We start from the raw sequence: 19625 nt of genomic DNA, 5'->3' as shown, positions 1-19625 counted from the left end.
AACGCAAAACCAGAGTCAAGCTACCCGACCAAGGGAAAAAACCTACGGAAAAACCGTTGCGCAACATCCCATTCTCATGGGTTAGCAGCGCTCCGGAGCCTTGAGTTAAGGTATCGCTGAACTTTCAGACAAAGGCCGCAGCCATGGATTTGTCAAAAACACTGTTGATACTTGAGCAGCACCTGCTTTCACAGGCTGTTCGGAGTAATGCCGAAGATGTCTCACGCCTGCTCGCCGACGACTTCGTCGAGTTTGGCGCCAGCGGCAATATATGGTCGAAGGCAGAAGTGGTCGAGCAATTGCCTCTACAGCCATTCACGCAACGAACGATCAGCGAATTCACCACCAAATCCCTGTCAGAAAATACCGCACTGGTGACCTATCACTGCCAAAACGTCGCTATCGATCAACGCGCCACAACCAACAGCTTGCGTAGCTCTGTCTGGCGCAAGCATGGCGAGCAATGGCAGATGATTTTTCACCAGGGAACATTTTTGTCTACATAGTGAGCTGCGGACTTGGCGGGAGATTGGTTTTGAATAGGGGTTAGGTCGAATGGTTCCGAAATGATCGCTCCCACGCTCTGCGTGGTAGCGCCTCAATGGACGCTCTGCGTCCGCTTCTGGGACGCGGAGCGTCCCGGGCTGCTTTCCCACGCAGAGCGTGGGAACGATCAGGCTTCAGACAATAAAAAACCCCGCAGCTTTCGCAACGGGGTTTTTCTGTGTAGCCGCTCAGCCCTTAATGATGCTCACGCGTCGCACGGAATTGCACATCCGGCCAGCGTTCTTCCATCAGTGCCAGGTTCACCCGCGTCGGAGCCAGGTAGGTCAGGTGACCGCCGCCGTCAATCGCGAGGTTTTCCACGGCCTTGATCTGGAACTCTTCAAGCTTTTTCTTATCGCTGCAATCGATCCAGCGCGCGGAATAAACGGTGATCGGCTCGTAGGAGCACTCAACCTTGTATTCCTCTTTCAAGCGACTGGCGACCACATCGAACTGCAGCACACCAACGGCGCCGAGGATGATGTCGTTGCTGCGCTCGGGGAAGAACACCTGAGTGGCGCCTTCTTCCGCCAGTTGCTGCAAGCCCTGACGCAGTTGCTTGGATTTCAGCGGATCACGCAGACGCACGCGACGGAACAGTTCCGGGGCGAAGTGCGGGATACCGGTGAAGCCCAGGACTTCGCCTTCGGTGAAGGTGTCGCCGATCTGGATAGTGCCGTGGTTGTGCAGGCCGATGATGTCGCCGGCAAACGCTTCTTCCAATTGCTCACGCTCGGAGGAGAAGAACGTCAGCGCATCGCCGATCCGTACGTCCTTGCCGGTACGCACGTGGCGCATCTTCATGCCTTTTTCGTATTTACCGGAGCAGATACGCATGAAGGCGATACGGTCGCGGTGTTTGGGGTCCATGTTCGCCTGGATCTTGAACACGAAGCCGGCGAATTTCTCTTCACCCGGTTCCACGGTGCGTTCGTTTGCGACACGGGCCAGCGGCTTCGGCGCCCAGTTGACCACGGCGTCGAGCACGTGATCGACACCAAAGTTGCCCAGTGCAGTACCGAAGAACACAGGCGTCAGTTGGCCGTCGAGGAATTCCTGTTGATTGAATTCGTGACAGGCGCCCTGCACCAGCTCCAGCTGATCGACGAAGCGATCGTACTCGTCGCCCAAGTGCGCGCGGGCTTCATCGGAGTCGAGCTTTTCGATGATTTTCACATCGGTGCGCTCATGGCCGTGACCAGCGGTGTAAACGATGATGTAGTCGTCGGCGAGGTGGTAAACGCCCTTGAAGTCGCGGTAGCAACCGATCGGCCAGGTGATCGGCGCAGCCTTGATCTTCAGGACCGCTTCGATTTCGTCGAGCAGTTCGATCGGGTCGCGGATGTCGCGGTCAAGCTTGTTGATGAAGCTGACAATCGGCGTGTCACGCAGACGGCAGACGTCCATCAGCGCGATGGTCCGTGGCTCTACACCCTTACCGCCGTCGAGGACCATCAATGCCGAGTCCACCGCCGTCAGGGTGCGGTACGTATCTTCGGAGAAGTCTTCGTGGCCCGGGGTGTCGAGCAGGTTGATCATGTGATCGCGATACGGGAACTGCATGACCGACGTGGTAATGGAAATACCCCGTTGTTTCTCCATTTCCATCCAGTCGGAGGTGGCATGGCGGTCGGATTTACGGGATTTCACCGTGCCAGCAATCGCAATCGCCTTGCCCATCAGCAAGAGCTTCTCGGTGATGGTGGTTTTACCGGCATCGGGGTGGGAAATAATGGCGAAAGTGCGGCGCTTCGCGACTTCGGCGGCCTGTTTGGTCATGGGAAATCGCCTGGCAGGTGATTCAAAAAAGGGCGGCGAGTATAGCGCAAACCGAGCGCCACGGACCACCGCTCGCCCTGTCGCCAGCGGCAATTGAAAGGCCCGAAGGGACATCAAGGGTGGCTAAATGCTGCTAATTATGGAACCTTTTAAAAGGTGGAGGCGTCCACTCCCCTGTTACAGCACTCGTAGCAGGGTTGGAAAAATCTGCAAATTAGCCTGACGAGGCTGCGCTTATGGCTCGATTTCATGCTGTTTTACCGGCACTGATAGAGCTGCTTCTCGCGAACGTTGTTTTTCCCGGCAGCCAGGAATGGCATGCCACTCGGGACTGCGTTCGCCGACAAAGAAAAAGGAGTCTGTCTGTGGCTATTCGCTATGGCAAAGGGCTGATAGGAGGTGCGGTTGTCGTCGCCCTTCTGGCCCTGCTGGTCCACTGGATTGGCACCAACACGATCGAACATTACCGCGACGATTTGTTGTTTTACCTGCAAGCCCACTTGAATCTCGTCCTTGTCTCCATGCTGGCCGCCCTCGTTGTGGGCATACCCGCCGGTATCTTTCTCAGCCGCCCGACCATGGTGGGCCGCGCTGAACGCTTCATGCAGATCTTCAACATCGGCAACACTGTGCCACCTCTTGCCGTACTGGCCATCGCCCTGGGAATCCTCGGCATCGGCAGCGGCCCCGCGATTTTCGCTCTGTTCCTCGCCTCGCTGTTGCCGATTGTGCGCAACACCTATGAAGGCCTGAAAAACGTTCAGGGATCGCTCAAGGAAGCGGCCGTCGGCATCGGCATGACGCCGACTCAAGTGTTGTGGCGGGTCGAACTGCCGAACGCTGTGCCGATCATCATCGGTGGCGTGCGCGTGGCCTTGGCGATCAACGTCGGGACTGCACCGCTGGCTTTCCTGATCGGCGCCAATAGTCTGGGCAGCCTGATTTTCCCAGGCATCGCCTTGAACAATCAGCCGCAACTGCTGCTCGGCGCGGCCTGCACCGCCCTGCTGGCCTTGCTGCTTGACGGCCTGGTGACACTCGCCAGCCGCCTCTGGCTCGAACGCGGCCTTCGCCCGTCTTAAGCCTCGGCAAAGGAATATTTATGAAAAGACTGACCTTATTATTGGGCTGCGTCCTGCTGTTCGCAGGATTTGCCCAAGCCGCTGAAAAACCCGTGATCCGCATTGGCGCCAGGGTGTTCACCGAACAAACCCTGCTGGCCGAAATCACCTCCCAATACTTGCGCACCAAGGGGTACGACACACAAGTGACCGGCGGTCTGGGCAGCAACCTCGCTCGCAGCGCCCACGAAAGTGGTCAGCTGGACCTGATGTGGGAATACACCGGCGTGTCGCTGGTGGCTTACAACCATGTCACTGAAAAGCTCGACAGCGCTCAGTCCTACGCCAAGGTCAAAGAACTCGACGCAAAAAAAGGCCTGATCTGGCTCACCCCGTCGAAGTTCAGCAACACCTATGCCCTGGCCCTGCCGGAAAAAACCGCAAAAGCCTACCCGCAGATCAACACCATCAGCGAGCTGAACACGGTAATGCAGGCTGAGGCGAAGACCCATCATTTGGTGGCGCTGGACACCGAGTTCGCCAACCGTTCCGACGGACTGGACGGCATGGTGGACCTCTACGGCATGAACCTGACCCGCAAAAACATCCGCCAGATGGATGCAGGGCTGGTCTATACCGCCCTGCGCAACGGTCAGGTGTTTGCCGGTCTGGTCTACACCACTGACGGTCGTTTGAACGCCTTCAAGTTGAAACTGCTCGAAGACGACAAGCATTACTTCCCGGACTACACCGCAGCACCGGTGGTGCGTCAGGTGTATCTCGATGCTCATCCGAAACTCGCCGAAGAACTCAAGCCGCTGGCTGAACTGTTCGACGACGCCACCATGCGCCAGCTCAATGCGCGGGTCGACGTCGATCACGAAAGCCCTTCATCCGTTGCCGCCGATTTCCTGCGCCAGCACCCTATCAACTGAGGAGGAAAAGACATGGAATTTCTGAACGCCTTTTCCCATCTCGACTGGCCGCTGGTCCTGCAACTGACCGGGCAGCACATCACCCTCGTCGGTATTGCCGTGACCCTGGCGATTCTGGTCGGCGTGCCGCTGGGCATCCTGATGACACGCTTCCCTACACTCGCCGGCCCGTTGCAAGCCAGCGCCACGGTGCTGCTGACCGTGCCGTCGATTGCGCTGTTCGGCCTGTTGCTGCCGTTCTACTCCAAGTTCGGCCAGGGCTTGGGGCCGATGCCGGCGATTACCGCGGTGTTTCTGTACTCGCTGCTGCCAATCATGCGTAACACCTACCTCGCCCTGACCGGCGTCGAACCCGGCATTCGCGAAGCCGCGCGCGGCATCGGCATGACCTTCGGCCAGCGCCTGCGCATGGTCGAGTTGCCGATCGCCGTGCCCGTGATCCTCGCCGGCGTGCGCACCGCCGTGGTCATGAACATTGGTGTCATGACCATCGCCGCGACCATCGGCGCCGGTGGCCTCGGTGTACTCATTCTCGCTTCTATCAGCCGCAGCGACATGTCGATGCTGATCGTCGGCGCCGTGCTGGTCAGTCTCCTGGCCATCTTCGCCGACCTGCTTCTGCAATGGCTGCAACGCACGCTGACTCCAAAAGGATTGCTCAAATGATCGAACTTCAAAACCTCAGTAAGACCTTCCAAAGCAACGGCAAAGATGTGAAAGCCGTGGACTCGGTAAGCCTGACCGTCAATGAAGGCGAGATCTGTGTGTTCCTCGGACCCTCGGGCTGCGGCAAAAGCACCACACTGAAAATGATCAACCGTCTGATCAAACCGACCTCCGGCAAAATCCTGATCAATGGCGAAGACACCACCGACCTCGACGCCGTGACCCTGCGCCGCAACATCGGTTATGTGATCCAGCAGATTGGCCTGTTTCCGAACATGACCATCGAGGAAAACATCACCATCGTTCCGCGCCTGCTGGGCTGGGACAAACAGAAATGCCACGACCGCGCCCGCGAGTTGATGAGCATGATCAAGCTTGAGCCCAAGCAATACCTGACTCGCTACCCGCGTGAATTGTCCGGTGGCCAACAGCAGCGGATCGGTGTGATTCGTGCGCTGGCGGCGGATGCACCGCTGTTGTTGATGGACGAACCGTTCGGCGCGGTCGACCCGATCAACCGCGAGATGATCCAGAACGAGTTTTTCGAGATGCAGCGGGCGCTTAACAAGACCGTGATCATGGTCAGCCACGACATCGACGAAGCGATCAAGCTGGGCGACAAGATTGCGATCTTCCGCGCTGGCAAACTGTTGCAGATCGATCACCCGGACACGCTGCTGGCGCACCCGGCGGATGACTTTGTCAGCAACTTCGTCGGCCAGGACAGCACCCTCAAGCGTCTGTTGCTGGTGAAAGCCGAAGATGCAGCGGACAACGCACCGTCGGTAAGCCCGGAAACGCCCGTGGCCGAAGCCCTGGAGTTGATGGACGAACTGGACCGTCGTTATGTGGTGGTCACTGACGGTGAGAACAAGGCGTTGGGTTATGTACGACGTCGCGACCTGCACCGTCAGACCGGCGCCTGCGCACAATACCTGCGTGAATTCAACGCAACGGCGGCGTTTGATGAGCATTTGCGCATCCTGCTGTCGCGCATGTACGAGTTCAACCGCTCGTGGCTGCCGGTGATGGATGCGGAGCGGGTGTTCCTGGGTGAAGTGACTCAGGAATCGATTGCCGAGTATTTGAGCTCCGGTAAGTCCCGTGGCGGCAAGACCAGCATTGTTTCGCCAGCGGAAGCTGCGTTGGCCTGATCCTTTCACTGCTCGTTCCCCCCGCAGAGCGTGGGAATGAGCATGTAAGGGAACATCACACTGTCATGCAGGTCGGTTACATCAGTAACCGTCCGGGACCGCACGACGGATGCGTGCAAAAACGCGACATTTTTTGTTGATCTCAAGCCCCTCACGCCCTAAAGTTCGCGCCGAACGTCCATGCTGGAAACGATCCATCCGGCTCAAGTACTGACGACGAGACAGCAAGGCCAAGGGAAGCACCGCCTCCCGTGGCCTTTTTGCTTTCGGCGACATGCCTTGGGAAGTAGGCGAACCAAAGTGGGGATACGGAGGACGTTCATTTGCACCCATTGTTAATTTCAGTTTGCCAGTAGGAGTTCCCAGCATGTCGATCAACGTCGAAGACTATTTCGCGCGCGATACCTTCCAGAAAATGAAGGCGTTCGCCGACAAACAAGAAACCCCGTTCGTGGTGATCGATACCGCGATGATCAGCCAGGCCTACGACGACCTGCGCGCCGGTTTCGATTTCGCCAAGGTCTACTACGCGGTCAAGGCCAACCCGGCCGTCGAAGTCATCGACCTGCTCAAAGAGAAAGGCTCGAACTTCGACATCGCCTCGATCTACGAGCTCGATAAAGTGATGAATCAGGGCGTCGGCCCGGATCGCATCAGCTACGGCAACACCATCAAGAAATCCAAGGACATTCGCTACTTCTACGAGAAGGGCGTGCGTCTGTATGCCACCGACTCGGAAGCCGACCTGCGCAACATCGCCAAGGCTGCACCGGGTTCGAAAGTCTACGTGCGCATCCTCACCGAAGGCTCGACCACCGCTGACTGGCCTTTGTCGCGCAAATTCGGCTGCCAGACCGACATGGCCATGGACCTGCTGATCCTCGCCCGCGACCTGGGCCTGGTGCCTTACGGCATCTCGTTCCACGTCGGCTCGCAACAGCGCGACATCAGCGTCTGGGACGCAGCGATAGCCAAGGTCAAAGTGATCTTCGAGCGCCTGAAAGAAGAAGACGGCATCCACCTGAAGCTGATCAACATGGGCGGTGGCTTCCCGGCCAACTACATCACCCGCACCAACAGTCTGGAAACCTACGCTGAAGAAATCATCCGTTTCCTCAAAGAAGACTTTGGCGATGAGCTGCCGGAAATCATTCTGGAGCCAGGCCGTTCGCTGATCGCCAACGCCGGCATCCTGGTCAGCGAAGTGGTGTTGGTTGCACGGAAATCCCGTACCGCCGTCGAACGATGGGTGTACACGGATGTGGGCAAGTTCTCCGGCCTGATCGAAACCATGGACGAAGCCATCAAGTTCCCGATCTGGACCGAGAAAAAAGGCGAAGTGGAAGAAGTGGTCATCGCCGGCCCGACCTGCGACAGCGCCGACATCATGTACGAAAACTACAAGTACGGTTTGCCGCTGAACCTGGCGATTGGTGACCGTTTGTACTGGCTGTCGACCGGTGCTTACACCACCAGCTACAGCGCGGTTGAGTTCAATGGCTTCCCGCCGTTGAAGTCGTTTTACGTCTAAGCGCTAAACGCAGAAATCAAAAAGCCCATGACGAGTCATGGGCTTTTTTTTACTTTTGTCGTTTCGACATTTGAATCAGCTGTTTAGACATTGACTTAACTTCCTGGATCGAATGGTCGACCAGACTCAACGAGCACTTGGCACGTGACACCGTTTGCGCAGGATGACTGGTTACAAGCTCCCTCTCGGCTTCATCCAGGATATACGTCAGTCGATAACAGAAGTCGCTCAGATTGTTTACCGCCCCCCCCGTGCAGCGATAAAGACCGATCAATCGCTCCAAATGATCCCTTGCTATCTCCAGCCGTTGTTGCTCGGAATAGTGCTCATTCGGGTCGTACTGCATGTTTGGAAGGCCGATCCGGCCCAGTCCGTAATAGACTTCTATCTTTGTGTTCACGCCGTGGCATGCGCATATCGGCAGACTAAGTGACTCAATGAATCGAACAAAAATGCCATGATTCGTTTCACCGACGCTGCGTACCGTCAATTTGAACTGAGCCGCGATCTGCCGACAGCGCTCAAGGCGTAACGCAAGCTCCCGAATGACATCTACCAGATTGGCGCGAGGCGCTCCTCCCCATCCAGGGGACTTGACGACGCTGAACTGTCCAGGATCAATGGCCGAGAGTGGTAATTTGCGCTTTGCACGGTCCTCGGCCATCTGACGAAACTCATGACTGAAACTGTCGATATCCATGACAACCCGAGCCGTGAGTTCGCCCAACTGAGGTATCGTGCAAATGATCAGCTGCCAGTTGGCCGCGTTAGCTCTGGCCGCCTGTATCAACGCCTGGGCATTGGGTGGCTGTAACATGGAATGTCCCGAGCGCTTGAAGGCATCGGAAAAATTTTCTATTTTCGCCAAAACATCCGGTAGAGCATTTAACAGGTCAACGTACTGTTTCAGTGAAACGAAGTTCTTTTCTGCGAGTAAATAATCAAGCATTTGTATTCCCTCATCATGGCAAACCATCAATAGCCACCGATAGGTATCGTTAGGCTAACCGTGTTAACCGGTGAGTGGCATGGCACCTCGATTAACGCGGCTCAATGGAATGTTCAGCCCAACTTAACGGTTAGGGACTGAAACAGGATTAAGGAATGCAATGAACAATTTCGCTTGTGCTTTGAATGCAGCGCTGCGAAGGTCGTCATCGTTAAAGGAGTCCTTGTCGGTAGCGCTCAGGTACCGTTCAAAAGCGCTAATCACCGGACTGTAACTCGCTACGTAGATTTTGCGTTGTTCTTCAATCGAGTGAATGGCCTGCAGGTATTTGATTTTGCCGGCCGATGCACTGACGGCACCGTCTTGAAGACCAATTTCCTTGTCAAGCGTCGCGATTTTTTCTTGCCGCTTGTCACTTTCTCGAACCATATCCAGAAAACGAATACCTTCCCCGATATCCCCGATGGTCTTCTTGAGCTGATCGATAGCGAACAACACCACCGCGACTTGCGGTGGTGTCAGGCCCAGCGCCATTACCTTATCGATAGTCAGCGCGATGTTCTTGCCAAGCTCCTCAATGCCTTTCTTTTCCAGAATCTCGATAGCGTCGATAACAGACTTGCGCTCTTCCTTGAGGGCAACGATTTTTTCCTTGAGTACAACGAGTTCCGCTTTGGCGTGCTCTTCGTCGCGCTCAAAGTCAGTGATGTAGCCCAGCGTCAAACGCATGTCGAACGCACCACTAATTTCCTTCAGTGATTTGCGAAGCCGAGAGCCTTGCGGGCCAATTGCTTCTCCAACAAGGTTCAACAACTGTTGACGCTCTCCCTTGATCTCTTCGATCACTTGCTCATCACTCTCGCCCGCCAGTTCCTTCTCGAGCCTGTCCAGACGTCGCAGATTGACTTCTAGCTCATTACTGCTCTCAAGCGCCGCAGTTTGCAACTCCTTGGCACCTTGACCGACGCCTTGGACGAGCCGATTGAAGCGATCAATCAGATCGGGCAGGTAATTCAGCTTTTCCCACCATACTTGCGCTTGTGTGCGGTGCTCTCTCATTTGTAATTGGCTGACCCTCAACGAATTCAGGTCGAGTGCCGGGTAAGTGTCTTGAAGCGATGCGGTGGATGCCATCGCACGCGATGTTTTGCCGTAATTGCGCTCGTATTCTTCGTCCGCCTCTTTGAAAACCTCAATCAGCTTGTCCGAATCCGATTTGATCTGCTCCCATGGACCCACCACTTCTTCAAATTCAGTCATGAAAATCCTGAGACTCAGTGCGTCATTGATACGGCCTACCGCGCCCGTAGAGTTCTTGATACACAGATGCAGAACGCTCCAGACATGCATCAGGTTCTGCGTGGCTACATCGGCGTCGATCGCTACAACCATCAGGCTTTGCAGATCAAGCTTGACCCGCGCCAGAGATCCCAGGGTCTGGTTCTTGCTGGCAAGCGCCTGAATGTCCTTTTCTTGTTGGGCGTATAGTTCGTTGCGCCGGGCGCGGATATTTTCCGCTTCAACCCCCACATAAATAGCCATTGCCAGCCCGACAATATTCATTCCGGCAGCGGCTTTCAGGGCTTCTTGAACAGCGGCTTTGTACTCAGTGTTTTTGATATCGATTTCGTTTCCACGCTCATCGATCACCGCTTTCAGCTGTTTAATGTCTTCGGGCAAAGAACTACTTTCAATCAGACCGACTCTCAGCTTTATACCTGGCAAGATGTGTTCGCGCAGATCATAGCCAAACACATCAAGATCTTTCTTGATACCTCCCACCGTTTGTAGATTGGATTCGATTTTTTCAAAGATACGCTTCAGGTAATAATCAAGCGTACTGATGGTGTCATCTTCCAGTTCAATACCTGGAAATTTGTCACCCAGTTCAAGCTCAAGTTGCTTTAACTGTTCCAGCGTCTTGATGTTGTGCTTCGCCAAAAGCCCGGAGGCTTTTACTTCGTTGTAGACCTCTTTCATCGACGCGCCATAGATCAACATGCTGTCGGCAAAATCCTTGAGACCACGCCCAGTCAACATAATCCGCTCACGCAGTGGCGACCAGCGTCTGGCATGATTTCGGGTATTCAGGAAAGTGCTCAGAAAATCTTCAGGATTCAGCCCAGGGCCACCGTCCTGACCGGCACCAAAGCGCAGATAGTTCCTGACATCATCCAGGGTATAAGGCAATGCCAGACCGGCTGCTTCATATTTACGCAGATCAATTATTTGTTTTTTAGTCAGCAATAACCCCGAGTCACGGGTGGATCCGTCAAGTGCTCCGACGGAACCGTCAGCAAACAACTTTGGTGCTTCAATGGCAAACTGAACTACTTCTTCTGGCGTTGCGTGCTCTAACGCTTCGCCCCACAAAAAATCATTAGACATAACTACTCCATTAATTAGTCAAAAAATAAAAATTTAAAAAGAATGAAGACCAGGAACACCCTTAGGTCTCGAACAAAGACTATTCGAAAAAACAAAAACCTCAAATCACCAACTTGCATCCAAATGTATTCACTTAATAAAAATAGCGAACCCACACTGCAAGTTGTAAAGAACCGACTTAATAGTATTCCCACTCAAGCTGAGACGGTGCAGGAACATTTAAAGAGTTGCTTAATAACTGCGACCGTTGTTGATATTCCCTGGCCAACGCTTGAACACGAGGGTCTGTCGCACTCATCAATGTCTGAGTCGCAACCTTCAGAAACGCAAGATTTCCGCCAAGCATCGCGCGGCGATACCATGCCAGACACTCCTCGATCCTTGTCTGGTCAATCAGGATACTGGCGTAACTGAACTGGCCACGAAAATCCCCGGCTTCAGCGGAACGGCGATACCAGTCGTGCGCGGCTACGGAGTCGACCGAACAGCCCGTACCTTCTTCCAGATACCGCCCCAACAGGTTCATCGATTTGGCGTGACCGAGCTCGGCGGCGCGGCGATACAGAGCCTGGGCTTGCCCGTGATCCTCGATCACTCCACGAGCAGTGGCCAGCAGATTGGCGTAGTTGTACATCGCCCAATCCAGTCCCGCTTCAGCAGCCTGACGATAATGCCTTGCGGCTACCGAGGCATCGGTGACGCAACCCCAGCCATGTTCATGACAACGACCGAGCATGTTGCGCGCCATCAAATGTCCACGCTGAGCGGCAATCTCGAACCAGCGCACGGCCAGCGGTTGATCCCGTTCGATGCCCTGCCCGTCCAGCAGAATCTGCCCCAACAGTGCCTGAGCATCGAGCACGCCTTCGCGGGCGGCGATCAGAATCGCCTGAGCCGCCCGTGCCGGGCTTTCGTCGAGCATCGCTTTGAGCCGATCACCGTCGAGGACTTCCTCACGGCGTAAACGAAAGTTCGACACTTACACCTCAACCCAGCGACGCAACAGGTTGTGATAGGTGCCGGTGAGGCGAATCAGCGAAGGGTGGTCGGGCATGTCCTGGGTCAGCTGCTGGATCGCTCCGTCCATCTCGAACAGCAAGGCGCGCTGGCTGTCTTCGCGAACCAGGCTTTGGGTCCAGAAAAATGAGGCGTATCGGGTGCCGCGCGTTACGGCATTGACCTTGTGCAGGCTGGTGCCGGGGTACAAGACCATGTCACCGGCGGGCAACTTTACCCGCTGAGTGCCGAAAGTGTCCTGGATTTCCAGTTCACCGCCGTCGTAGTCGTCCGGCTCGCTGAAGAACAGGGTGGCCGACAGATCGGTGCGCACCCGCTCGATGCTGCCCTTGGGCTGGCGCACGGCGTTGTCGATATGAAAATCGAAACTGCCGCCGGCCGTGTAGCAGTTTAGTAACGGAGGGAAGACCTTGTGCGGTAACGCGGCAGACATAAACAGCGGATTTTTCCACAGCCGTTCAAGCATCGCCGCGCCGACTTCCTTGGCCAGCGGGTGACCTTCGGGCAGTTGCAGATTGTGCTTGGCTTTAGCCGACTGGTAGCCGGCGGTGATCTTGCCGTCAGCCCAATCCGCTTGTTCCAGAGCTTCGCTTATGCGCTGTACTTCATCTTTCGCGAACACGCCGGGAATATGCAGCAGCATGGGGAAGACACCTGAAGACAAAGAGGCGGCAATGGTATTGATTCTTATTGACTCTGTAAAACCCCATGACGTACGAGATACCAAAAACCGTAAGGGTAAATTGTTAAGAATATAAATTTGTCGCGAATGGTAACGTTTCGCAATTGATACAGATACGTGTTTACCCTATATTCCGTCGCCTCAAATCCTTGGGGAGGGGAATTCTCATGTCACGCCAACAACCACAATTACCGGTCAGTTCACCGCGTTTGCTCGCGTCTGCAATTGGCGTGGCGATCACTGCCAGCTCTGCGGGCCACATGGCTTTCGCGGCTGAAAAGACCGACGAAAAAGCACCGAGCAACGTGATTTCCCTGGGCGCTACCGATATCACCAGCGAAGCCCAGGACGAGACCTCCTACAAGACTGATACTTCGGCCTCCAAGAAATACACGGCACCGCTGCGTGAAACGCCGAAAAGCGTCACCGTGATTCCGCAACAAGTGATTCGCGACACGGGCGCCACCAGTCTGGTCGACGCGCTGCGTACCACGCCGGGTATTACTTTCGGTGCCGGTGAAGGCGGCAACCCAGCCGGCGATCGTCCGATCATTCGTGGCTTCAACGCTGAAAGCGACACGTTCGTCGACGGCATGCGCGACCCGGCATCCCAGAGCCGCGAGATCTTCAACGTAGAATCGATTGAAGTCAGCAAGGGCCCGGGTTCGGCCTTCACCGGCGCGGGTTCCACCGGTGGCAGCCTGAATCTGGTGAGCAAGACCGCCAAGCTGGGCAATGCCTACAACGGCGGATTCACCTGGGGCTCGGACCAGACCAAGCGCACGACCCTCGATCTGAACCAGCAGATGACCGACACCTCGGCCTTCCGTCTGAACCTGATGAAGCACGAAGCCAACGTCGCCGGCCGTGATGCCGTGAACGTCAGCCGTTGGGGCGTGGCACCTTCCTTCGCGTTCGGCCTGGGTACCGACACCCGCCTGACCGTCGGCTACTACCACGTCGAAACCGACGACATGCCCGACTACGGCCTCCCGCTGACCTTGAGCCCCAACCGCAGCAAGTACAACGTCGATAAACCTGTGCATGTCGATCGCGACAACTTCTACGGTCTCACCGGGCGCGACTATCGCCAGACCAGCAATGACAGCGGCACCCTCAAGATCGAACACGATCTGAATGATGACCTGACCGTCTCGAACAGCTTCCGCATGTCCCGTTCGACCCTCGACTACATCGTCACCAACCCGGACGACAGCAAGGGCAACGCGGTCAATGGCAACGTGTATCGCGGCGCGAAAAGCCGTAATTCGACGTCCAGCGGCTGGATCAACCAGACCGACCTGAGTGCCAAGTTCAACACCGGCGCCATCGAGCACAGCCTGGTCACCGGGCTTGAGTTTTCCTATCAAGACACCCACAACCGCCCGTACATCCTGACCTCGACCGCCAGCGGCACCCGCTGCAACCGCGCCCTGTTCAACTCCCGCGACTGCACCAGCCTGCAAAACCCGACGCCTGGGGATAACTGGAACGGCAGGATCACCGACAGCGCCGCGTTCACCGACACCGACACCAAAACCGCTGCGGCCTACGTGTTCGACACGCTGAAGTTCAACGAGCAATGGTCCCTGAACCTGGGCCTGCGTTATGACAACTACCAGGTCGAATCCAGCGGCCACGCGAACGCTAGCAGCACCGTTCCAGCGAACGACTTCTCCCGAGAGAACACCAGCGACCTGGTCAACTACCAGATCGGCGTGGTCTACAACGTGTTGCCTAACGGCAGCATCTACGCGGCCTACTCCACCTCCAGCAACCCGTCCGGTGAAACCAGCGGCAACGGTGGCCTGGAACTGGCGGCGAACAACACCGATCTGGACCCGGAAAAGAACCGCAACTACGAGATCGGCACCAAGTGGGACTTCTTCGGTGACGACCTGTCGCTGACCGCCGCACTGTTCCGCACTGAAAAAACCAACGCCCGCATCAACGATCCGGACGGCGGCACCACTCAAGTGCTGGACGGCGAACAGCAGGTCAATGGTGTGGAACTGAGCTACAGCGGCAAGCTGACCCGTAACTGGAGGGTCTTCGGCGGCTACACCTACATGGAAAGCGAAGTGGTCAAAACCACCCTCGCCGTCGATGAAGGCAACCACATGCCAAGCAATACACGGAACAACTTCACGTTCTGGTCAACCTATGACCTGGTACCGGACAAGTTGACCGTCGGCGCCGGTGCCACCTTCGTCGACTCGCAGTTCGGTAACGTCGCCAACTCGGTGGAGATCTCTTCCTACTGGCGCTACGACGCAATGGCCAGCTATCGCCTGACCAAGAACGTCGACCTACAACTCAATGTGCAGAACCTGACCGACAAACGTTACTTCGACCAGGTGTTCCAGACGCACTACGCCCACGTGGCGGCGGGTCGTACCGCCCTGCTGAGCGCCAACTTCCACTTCTGATAGACGCGTGAAGACCAAGGCCCCGTTCATCCAGGTGAACGGGGCTTTTGTGCGTAAAAAAGAATGTTTCTCGACAACCCACGGCATAATGCGCGCCGTGATGATTATTTCCGAACGAACAAGGCGAGCGACGTGTTGAAGAAAACCCTGTTCCAGTTGCACTGGTTTTTCGGCATCAGCGCCGGACTGGTACTGGCCCTGATGGGCATCACCGGGGCGACAGTGTCGTTTCAGGATGAAATCCTGCGCGCGCTGAACCCTTCTGTGTTGCAGGTCGAGAAGCAGGTCGCTGGCGTCCTGCCGCCCGTTGAGCTGGTGGAGAAAATCGAGGGTGCATCCGGCAAGAAAGTCGCGATGCTCTGGGTCGAGACCGACAGCGGCAACGCCGCGCGGGTGTCCTTTACCCCGCCACAGGGTGAACGCCGCGGCGAGATGCGCTACTTCGATCCGTACACCGCCGAGTTCATGGGCGATGCCACTGGCCAGGACTTCTTCGGCCTGATGCTGCAACTGCACCGTTTCCTCGCCATGGGCGATACCGGTCGGCAGATCACCGGCGCGTGCACGCTGATTCTGGTGTTCTTCTGCCTGTCCGGTCTGTACCTGCGCTGGCCACGTCAGTGGAAAAGCTGGCGCGCTTGGCTGACCCTCGACTGGAAGAAAAAGGGCCGCAGCTTCAACTGGGATTTGCACTCGGTGGCCGGCACATGGTGCCTGGTGTTTTACCTTCTGGCGGCGCTGACCGGGTTGTCCTGGTCCTATGAGTGGTACAAAAAGGGGCTGACCCAATTACTTTCCGACTTGCCGCAGAACGAGCGTGCTCGGGACGGTCGTGGCCCCGCACCGAGCGGCCCGGCACCCACCGCCGATTACGCAGCAATGTGGAGCAGCCTCTACAGCGCTGCAGGTCCAGCACTGAGTGCCTACAACATCCGCATGCCGTCAGTGGCCGGGCAGCCGGCCACCGTGTTCTACCTTTTGAGCAGCTCGCCCCACGACCGCGCGCTGAACCAGATCAGCCTCGATCCGGCGACCGGCATCGTCAAACGGCATGACCGCTACAGCAACAAGAGCCTCAAGGCGCAACTACTGACCAGCATTTACGCGCTGCACGTCGGCAGCTACTTCGGCATTGTCGGGCGAATTATCCTGACAATTACCGCGCTGACGATGCCGCTGTTTTTCGTCACCGGTTGGTTGTTGTACCTCGATCGTCGACGCAAGAAAAAGCAGATCAAGGATACCCGCAAAGGCCTCGCGCAACCGGGTAGCGACGCTCCCGCATGGCTGATCGTCTTCGCCAGTCAGAGCGGGTTTGCCGAACAACTGGCGTGGCAGACCGCCGGGCAATTGCAGGCTGCGGGACTGCCGGTGAAGGTTCAGCCGCTGGCGGATGTCAGCGAGCAGGATCTGCGTGATTCCGGCAATGCGCTGTTCGTGGTCAGCACCTTCGGCGACGGTGAAGCGCCGGACAGCGCCCGCAGGTTTGAGCGCAAAGTGCTGGGCCAGGCATTGAGCCTGGAAAGCCTGAACTACGCCGTGCTTGGGCTCGGCGATCGGCAGTATCAGCACTTCTGCGGTTTCGCTCGACGCTTGCACACCTGGCTGGGCGAGCATGGCGGCAAGACCCTGTTCGCGCCGGTAGAAGTCGACAGCGGCGACCCTTACGCCTTGCGTCACTGGCAGCAGCAACTCGGCCTGCTGACCGGACAGACACCGGTGGACACCTGGCAAGCGCCGAGCTACGGCAACTGGACGCTGACCCGCCGCGAACGGCTCAACCCTGACAGCACCGGTTCGGGCGTGTACTTGCTCGGCCTCACCGCCCCGTCCACCAGCAGTTGGCTGGCCGGTGACCTGGTGGAAGTGATGCCGCGCAATTGCCCGTGGGCAATCGAACATTTCCTCGATGGCCTGGGCATTGACGGTCGGGCCACGGTGACGCTCGACAGCCTGTCGCAACCGCTGGAGCAAGCCCTCGCCAGTCGACAACTGCCCGAGAACAGAACCCATCTGGTCGGCCTGCACGCTCAGGCATTGGTGAATGCCTTGGTGCCCCTGGCCATACGCGAATACTCCATTGCCTCGATCGCCGCCGACGGCATCCTCGAACTGATCGTGCGCCAGGAACTGCATCCCGAGGGCAGCCTGGGCGTCGGCTCCGGCTGGTTGACCGAACACGCTCCTGTGGGCGGCACCATCAGCTTGCGCGTACGGCGCAACAGCGGTTTCCACCTGCCGGCCGAACCGGTACCGATGATCCTGCTGGGCAACGGCACCGGCCTGGCCGGGCTGCGCAGTTTGCTCAAGGCGCGGATCGCCGATGGGCAGCAACGTCATTGGCTATTGTTCGGCGAACGTCATCGGGAACATGACTACCTGTGCCGCGCAGAGCTTGAAGAGTGGCTGATTTCGGGGGATCTGGAGCGGTTGGACCTGGCGTTCTCGCGGGATCAGGCCGAGAAGATTTATGTACAGGATCGACTGCGGGAGTCTGCTGGGGAGTTGAAGAAGTGGTTGGCTGACGGTGCCGTTATTTACATCTGCGGCAGCTTGCAGGGGATGGCGTCGGGGGTGGATCACGTGCTGAACGAAGTGCTCGGGATTGAAGAAGTCGACCGCCTGATCGAGCAGGGCCGGTATCGGCGTGACGTCTACTGAAAGAGCCCCTCACCCTAGCCCTCTCCCAGAGGGAGAGGGAACTGACCGAGCTGTTCTTAGAGTTATATTGACCTGAAATTCCGAGTCGAACTCAGGTTTCGAATCCAATGGAGATAGGCCCCCTCTCCCCCTCTCACCCGTGGGGAGAGGGCTGGGGTGAGCGGTGGATCTATCAGACTGGCTGCAGCTTCTGTTCAAACACCCCAACCCCATCCAAATCCCGCAACACCACACTCATCTCCCCCGTCTGCCCTTCAATGTTCACCTCACCAAAAAACTGAAACCCGGCAAACGGCGAGGTGTTTTGTGCCGGTGGTGCTTTCTCGAACACCACTTCAGGACCAAAGGTTTTATCCAGCGGATTAGGCCCGAAGCTGCCCGCATTCAAAGGACCGGCGACAAACTCCCAGAACGGCTCGAAATCCTGAAATGCAGCACGATCCGGATGGTAGTGGTGCGCTGCGCAGTAATGCACATCCGCCGTCAGCCAGACAAAATTGCGCACCTGCTGCGCCCGCAGGAAGCCCAACAACTCGGCAATTTCCAGTTCACGCCCCTGGGCCGGTCCAGGATCGCCATTGGCCACGGCTTCCCAACGCGCCACACCGGGGCTGACTTCACCATCCGGTACGCCGAGGCCGATCGGCATGTCGGCGGCGATGACTTTCCATTGCGCGCTTGAGGCTTTCAATGAAGCCTTGAGCCAGTCAAGTTGTTCACGGCCGAGGAACGGTTTAGCGGCACCCAGGTTGTCGTCATTGGCTTCGCGATAGCTGCGCATATCGAGCACGAACACATCGAGTAACGGGCCGTAACTGAGCTTGCGATAAATCCGCCCGCCGCCATCGGCACTCTGCAACCGCATCGGTGCATATTCCAGCCAGGCCTGACGCGCGCGACCGACCAGGCTGTGGATATCTTTGCTCTTGTAGCGCTCATCGAGTTGCTTGCCCGGCGACCAATTGTTCAGCACTTCGTGATCATCCCATTGCCAGATCTGCGGGACCTGGGCGTTGAAGCGGCGGATGTTTTCGTCCATCAGGTTGTAGCGGTAATTGCCGCGATATTCATCGAGGGTTTCGGCGACTTTGCTCTTGGCTTCAGTGGTGATGTTGCGCCACACGCGGCCGCTCTCTGTGGTGAGCTGCGCAGGTACGGGACCGTCGGCGTAGATGGTGTCGCCGCTGTGGATAAAAAAGTCAGGCAGGCGCAAACGCATGGCTTCGTAGATGCGCATGCCGCCGATGTCCGGGTTGATGCCGAAGCCCTGGCCGACGGTGTCGCCGCTCCAGACGAAACGGATATCGCGACGGGTTTGCGGCACGCTGCGCAGATGGCCAAACCAGGGTTCGCTGGCGACACCGCTCTGGGCGTCTTCGAAGTGCACACGGTAGAAAATCGCCTGGTCGGCGGGCAGGCCAGTGAGTTCGACCCGGGCGGTGAAATCGGTATTGGAAATGGCCAACGGCGAGACAAAACGGCGAGGGTTACCGAACAGGCTGCGGGTGTCCCACTCCACGACCATCCGCGCCGGGCGATCGCAGCGGCTCCAGATCATCGCCCGGTCACCCAGCACGTCGCCGGACTGCACGCCGTCAGTGAGTTGCGGACGATCCTTGACCGAGGCGATCACCGCCGGCGCCAGGCCTGGCAACAACAGCCCGGCACCGACGGCTTGGATGACACGACGGCGGCCGAGGTCGAATTCGCTCATGGTGTTCTCCCTGAAAAGGAAAACTTAAGCATGTACGCATGACGTCCGTGTGAAAACGTAACCTCCTGTGGGAGCGAGCCTGCTCGCGAAGACGATTTAACATTCAACAAATG

General features: G+C 57.1%; 14 protein-coding genes. 8 read left to right on the top strand and 6 right to left on the bottom strand.

Features of this window, described 5'->3' with window-relative positions:
• Positions 1–143: 143 nt before the first annotated feature.
• On the top strand, positions 144–506 hold the full coding sequence (locus tag ACYZTU_RS05235; protein WP_282375028.1) for a nuclear transport factor 2 family protein: 363 nt from the start codon (positions 144–146) through the stop codon (positions 504–506).
• Between the two features lie 235 nt (positions 507–741).
• Here the strand turns inward: ACYZTU_RS05235 and ACYZTU_RS05230 are convergent, their stop codons facing one another.
• Positions 742–2325 (bottom strand): peptide chain release factor 3, encoded by a 1584-nt coding sequence (locus tag ACYZTU_RS05230; protein WP_461968518.1) that lies wholly within the window; start codon positions 2323–2325, stop codon positions 742–744.
• A 365-nt stretch (positions 2326–2690) separates the two neighbouring features.
• Here ACYZTU_RS05230 and ACYZTU_RS05225 point away from each other — a divergent pair, with 365 nt between their 5' ends.
• The 5 genes from ACYZTU_RS05225 to ACYZTU_RS05205 all read left to right on the top strand — a co-directional run bounded on the left by ACYZTU_RS05225 (position 2691) and on the right by ACYZTU_RS05205 (position 7672).
• Positions 2691–3407: an ABC transporter permease gene (locus ACYZTU_RS05225; RefSeq protein ID WP_461968516.1), complete on the top strand. Its 717-nt coding sequence runs from the start codon at positions 2691–2693 to the stop codon at positions 3405–3407.
• 20 nt (positions 3408–3427) lie between these two features.
• A complete protein-coding gene (locus ACYZTU_RS05220; RefSeq protein ID WP_461968514.1) occupies positions 3428–4321 on the top strand; it encodes a glycine betaine ABC transporter substrate-binding protein in 894 nt (297 codons plus the stop codon).
• A 12-nt stretch (positions 4322–4333) separates the two neighbouring features.
• Entirely contained in the window at positions 4334–4987 is a 654-nt protein-coding gene (locus ACYZTU_RS05215) for an ABC transporter permease (RefSeq protein ID WP_131062971.1), read from the top strand.
• A complete protein-coding gene (locus ACYZTU_RS05210; RefSeq protein ID WP_461968512.1) occupies positions 4984–6141 on the top strand; it encodes an osmoprotectant ABC transporter ATP-binding protein OsmV in 1158 nt (385 codons plus the stop codon). The genes ACYZTU_RS05215 and ACYZTU_RS05210 overlap by 4 nt, the downstream gene beginning before the upstream one ends.
• Before the next feature lie 367 nt (positions 6142–6508).
• On the top strand, positions 6509–7672 hold the full coding sequence (locus ACYZTU_RS05205; RefSeq protein WP_461968510.1) for a type III PLP-dependent enzyme: 1164 nt from the start codon (positions 6509–6511) through the stop codon (positions 7670–7672).
• Positions 7673–7721: 49 nt separating this feature from the next.
• Here ACYZTU_RS05205 and ACYZTU_RS05200 read toward each other — a convergent pair whose 3' ends face one another.
• The 4 genes from ACYZTU_RS05200 to ACYZTU_RS05185 all read right to left on the bottom strand — a co-directional run bounded on the left by ACYZTU_RS05200 (position 7722) and on the right by ACYZTU_RS05185 (position 12669).
• Positions 7722–8621 (bottom strand): hypothetical protein, encoded by a 900-nt coding sequence (locus tag ACYZTU_RS05200; RefSeq protein ID WP_461968509.1) that lies wholly within the window; start codon positions 8619–8621, stop codon positions 7722–7724.
• Between the two features lie 123 nt (positions 8622–8744).
• The gene (locus ACYZTU_RS05195) at positions 8745–11009 is read right to left on the bottom strand and encodes an alpha-xenorhabdolysin family binary toxin subunit A (protein WP_461968507.1); all 2265 of its coding nucleotides are present in this window, start codon (positions 11007–11009) and stop codon (positions 8745–8747) included.
• Positions 11010–11187: 178 nt separating this feature from the next.
• On the bottom strand, positions 11188–11988 hold the full coding sequence (locus tag ACYZTU_RS05190; protein WP_461968505.1) for a tetratricopeptide repeat protein: 801 nt from the start codon (positions 11986–11988) through the stop codon (positions 11188–11190).
• Entirely contained in the window at positions 11989–12669 is a 681-nt protein-coding gene (locus ACYZTU_RS05185) for a Fe2+-dependent dioxygenase (protein WP_461968504.1), read from the bottom strand.
• A 206-nt stretch (positions 12670–12875) separates the two neighbouring features.
• Between ACYZTU_RS05185 and ACYZTU_RS05180 the strand changes: the two genes are divergently transcribed.
• Positions 12876–15137: a TonB-dependent receptor gene (locus ACYZTU_RS05180; RefSeq protein WP_461968502.1), complete on the top strand. Its 2262-nt coding sequence runs from the start codon at positions 12876–12878 to the stop codon at positions 15135–15137.
• Between the two features lie 132 nt (positions 15138–15269).
• On the top strand, positions 15270–17798 hold the full coding sequence (locus ACYZTU_RS05175) for a PepSY domain-containing protein (protein WP_461968500.1): 2529 nt from the start codon (positions 15270–15272) through the stop codon (positions 17796–17798).
• Positions 17799–17970: 172 nt separating this feature from the next.
• On the opposite strand, the gene ACYZTU_RS05170 is transcribed toward ACYZTU_RS05175, so the two are convergent.
• Positions 17971–19512: an alkaline phosphatase D family protein gene (locus ACYZTU_RS05170; RefSeq protein WP_461968498.1), complete on the bottom strand. Its 1542-nt coding sequence runs from the start codon at positions 19510–19512 to the stop codon at positions 17971–17973.
• Positions 19513–19625: the final 113 nt, after the last annotated feature.

It is taken from the genome of Pseudomonas sp. HLT2-19-2, from assembly GCF_054898005.1.
Note: the sequence above shows the minus strand (reverse complement) of the source record. Positions and strands in the feature narration are given on the sequence as shown.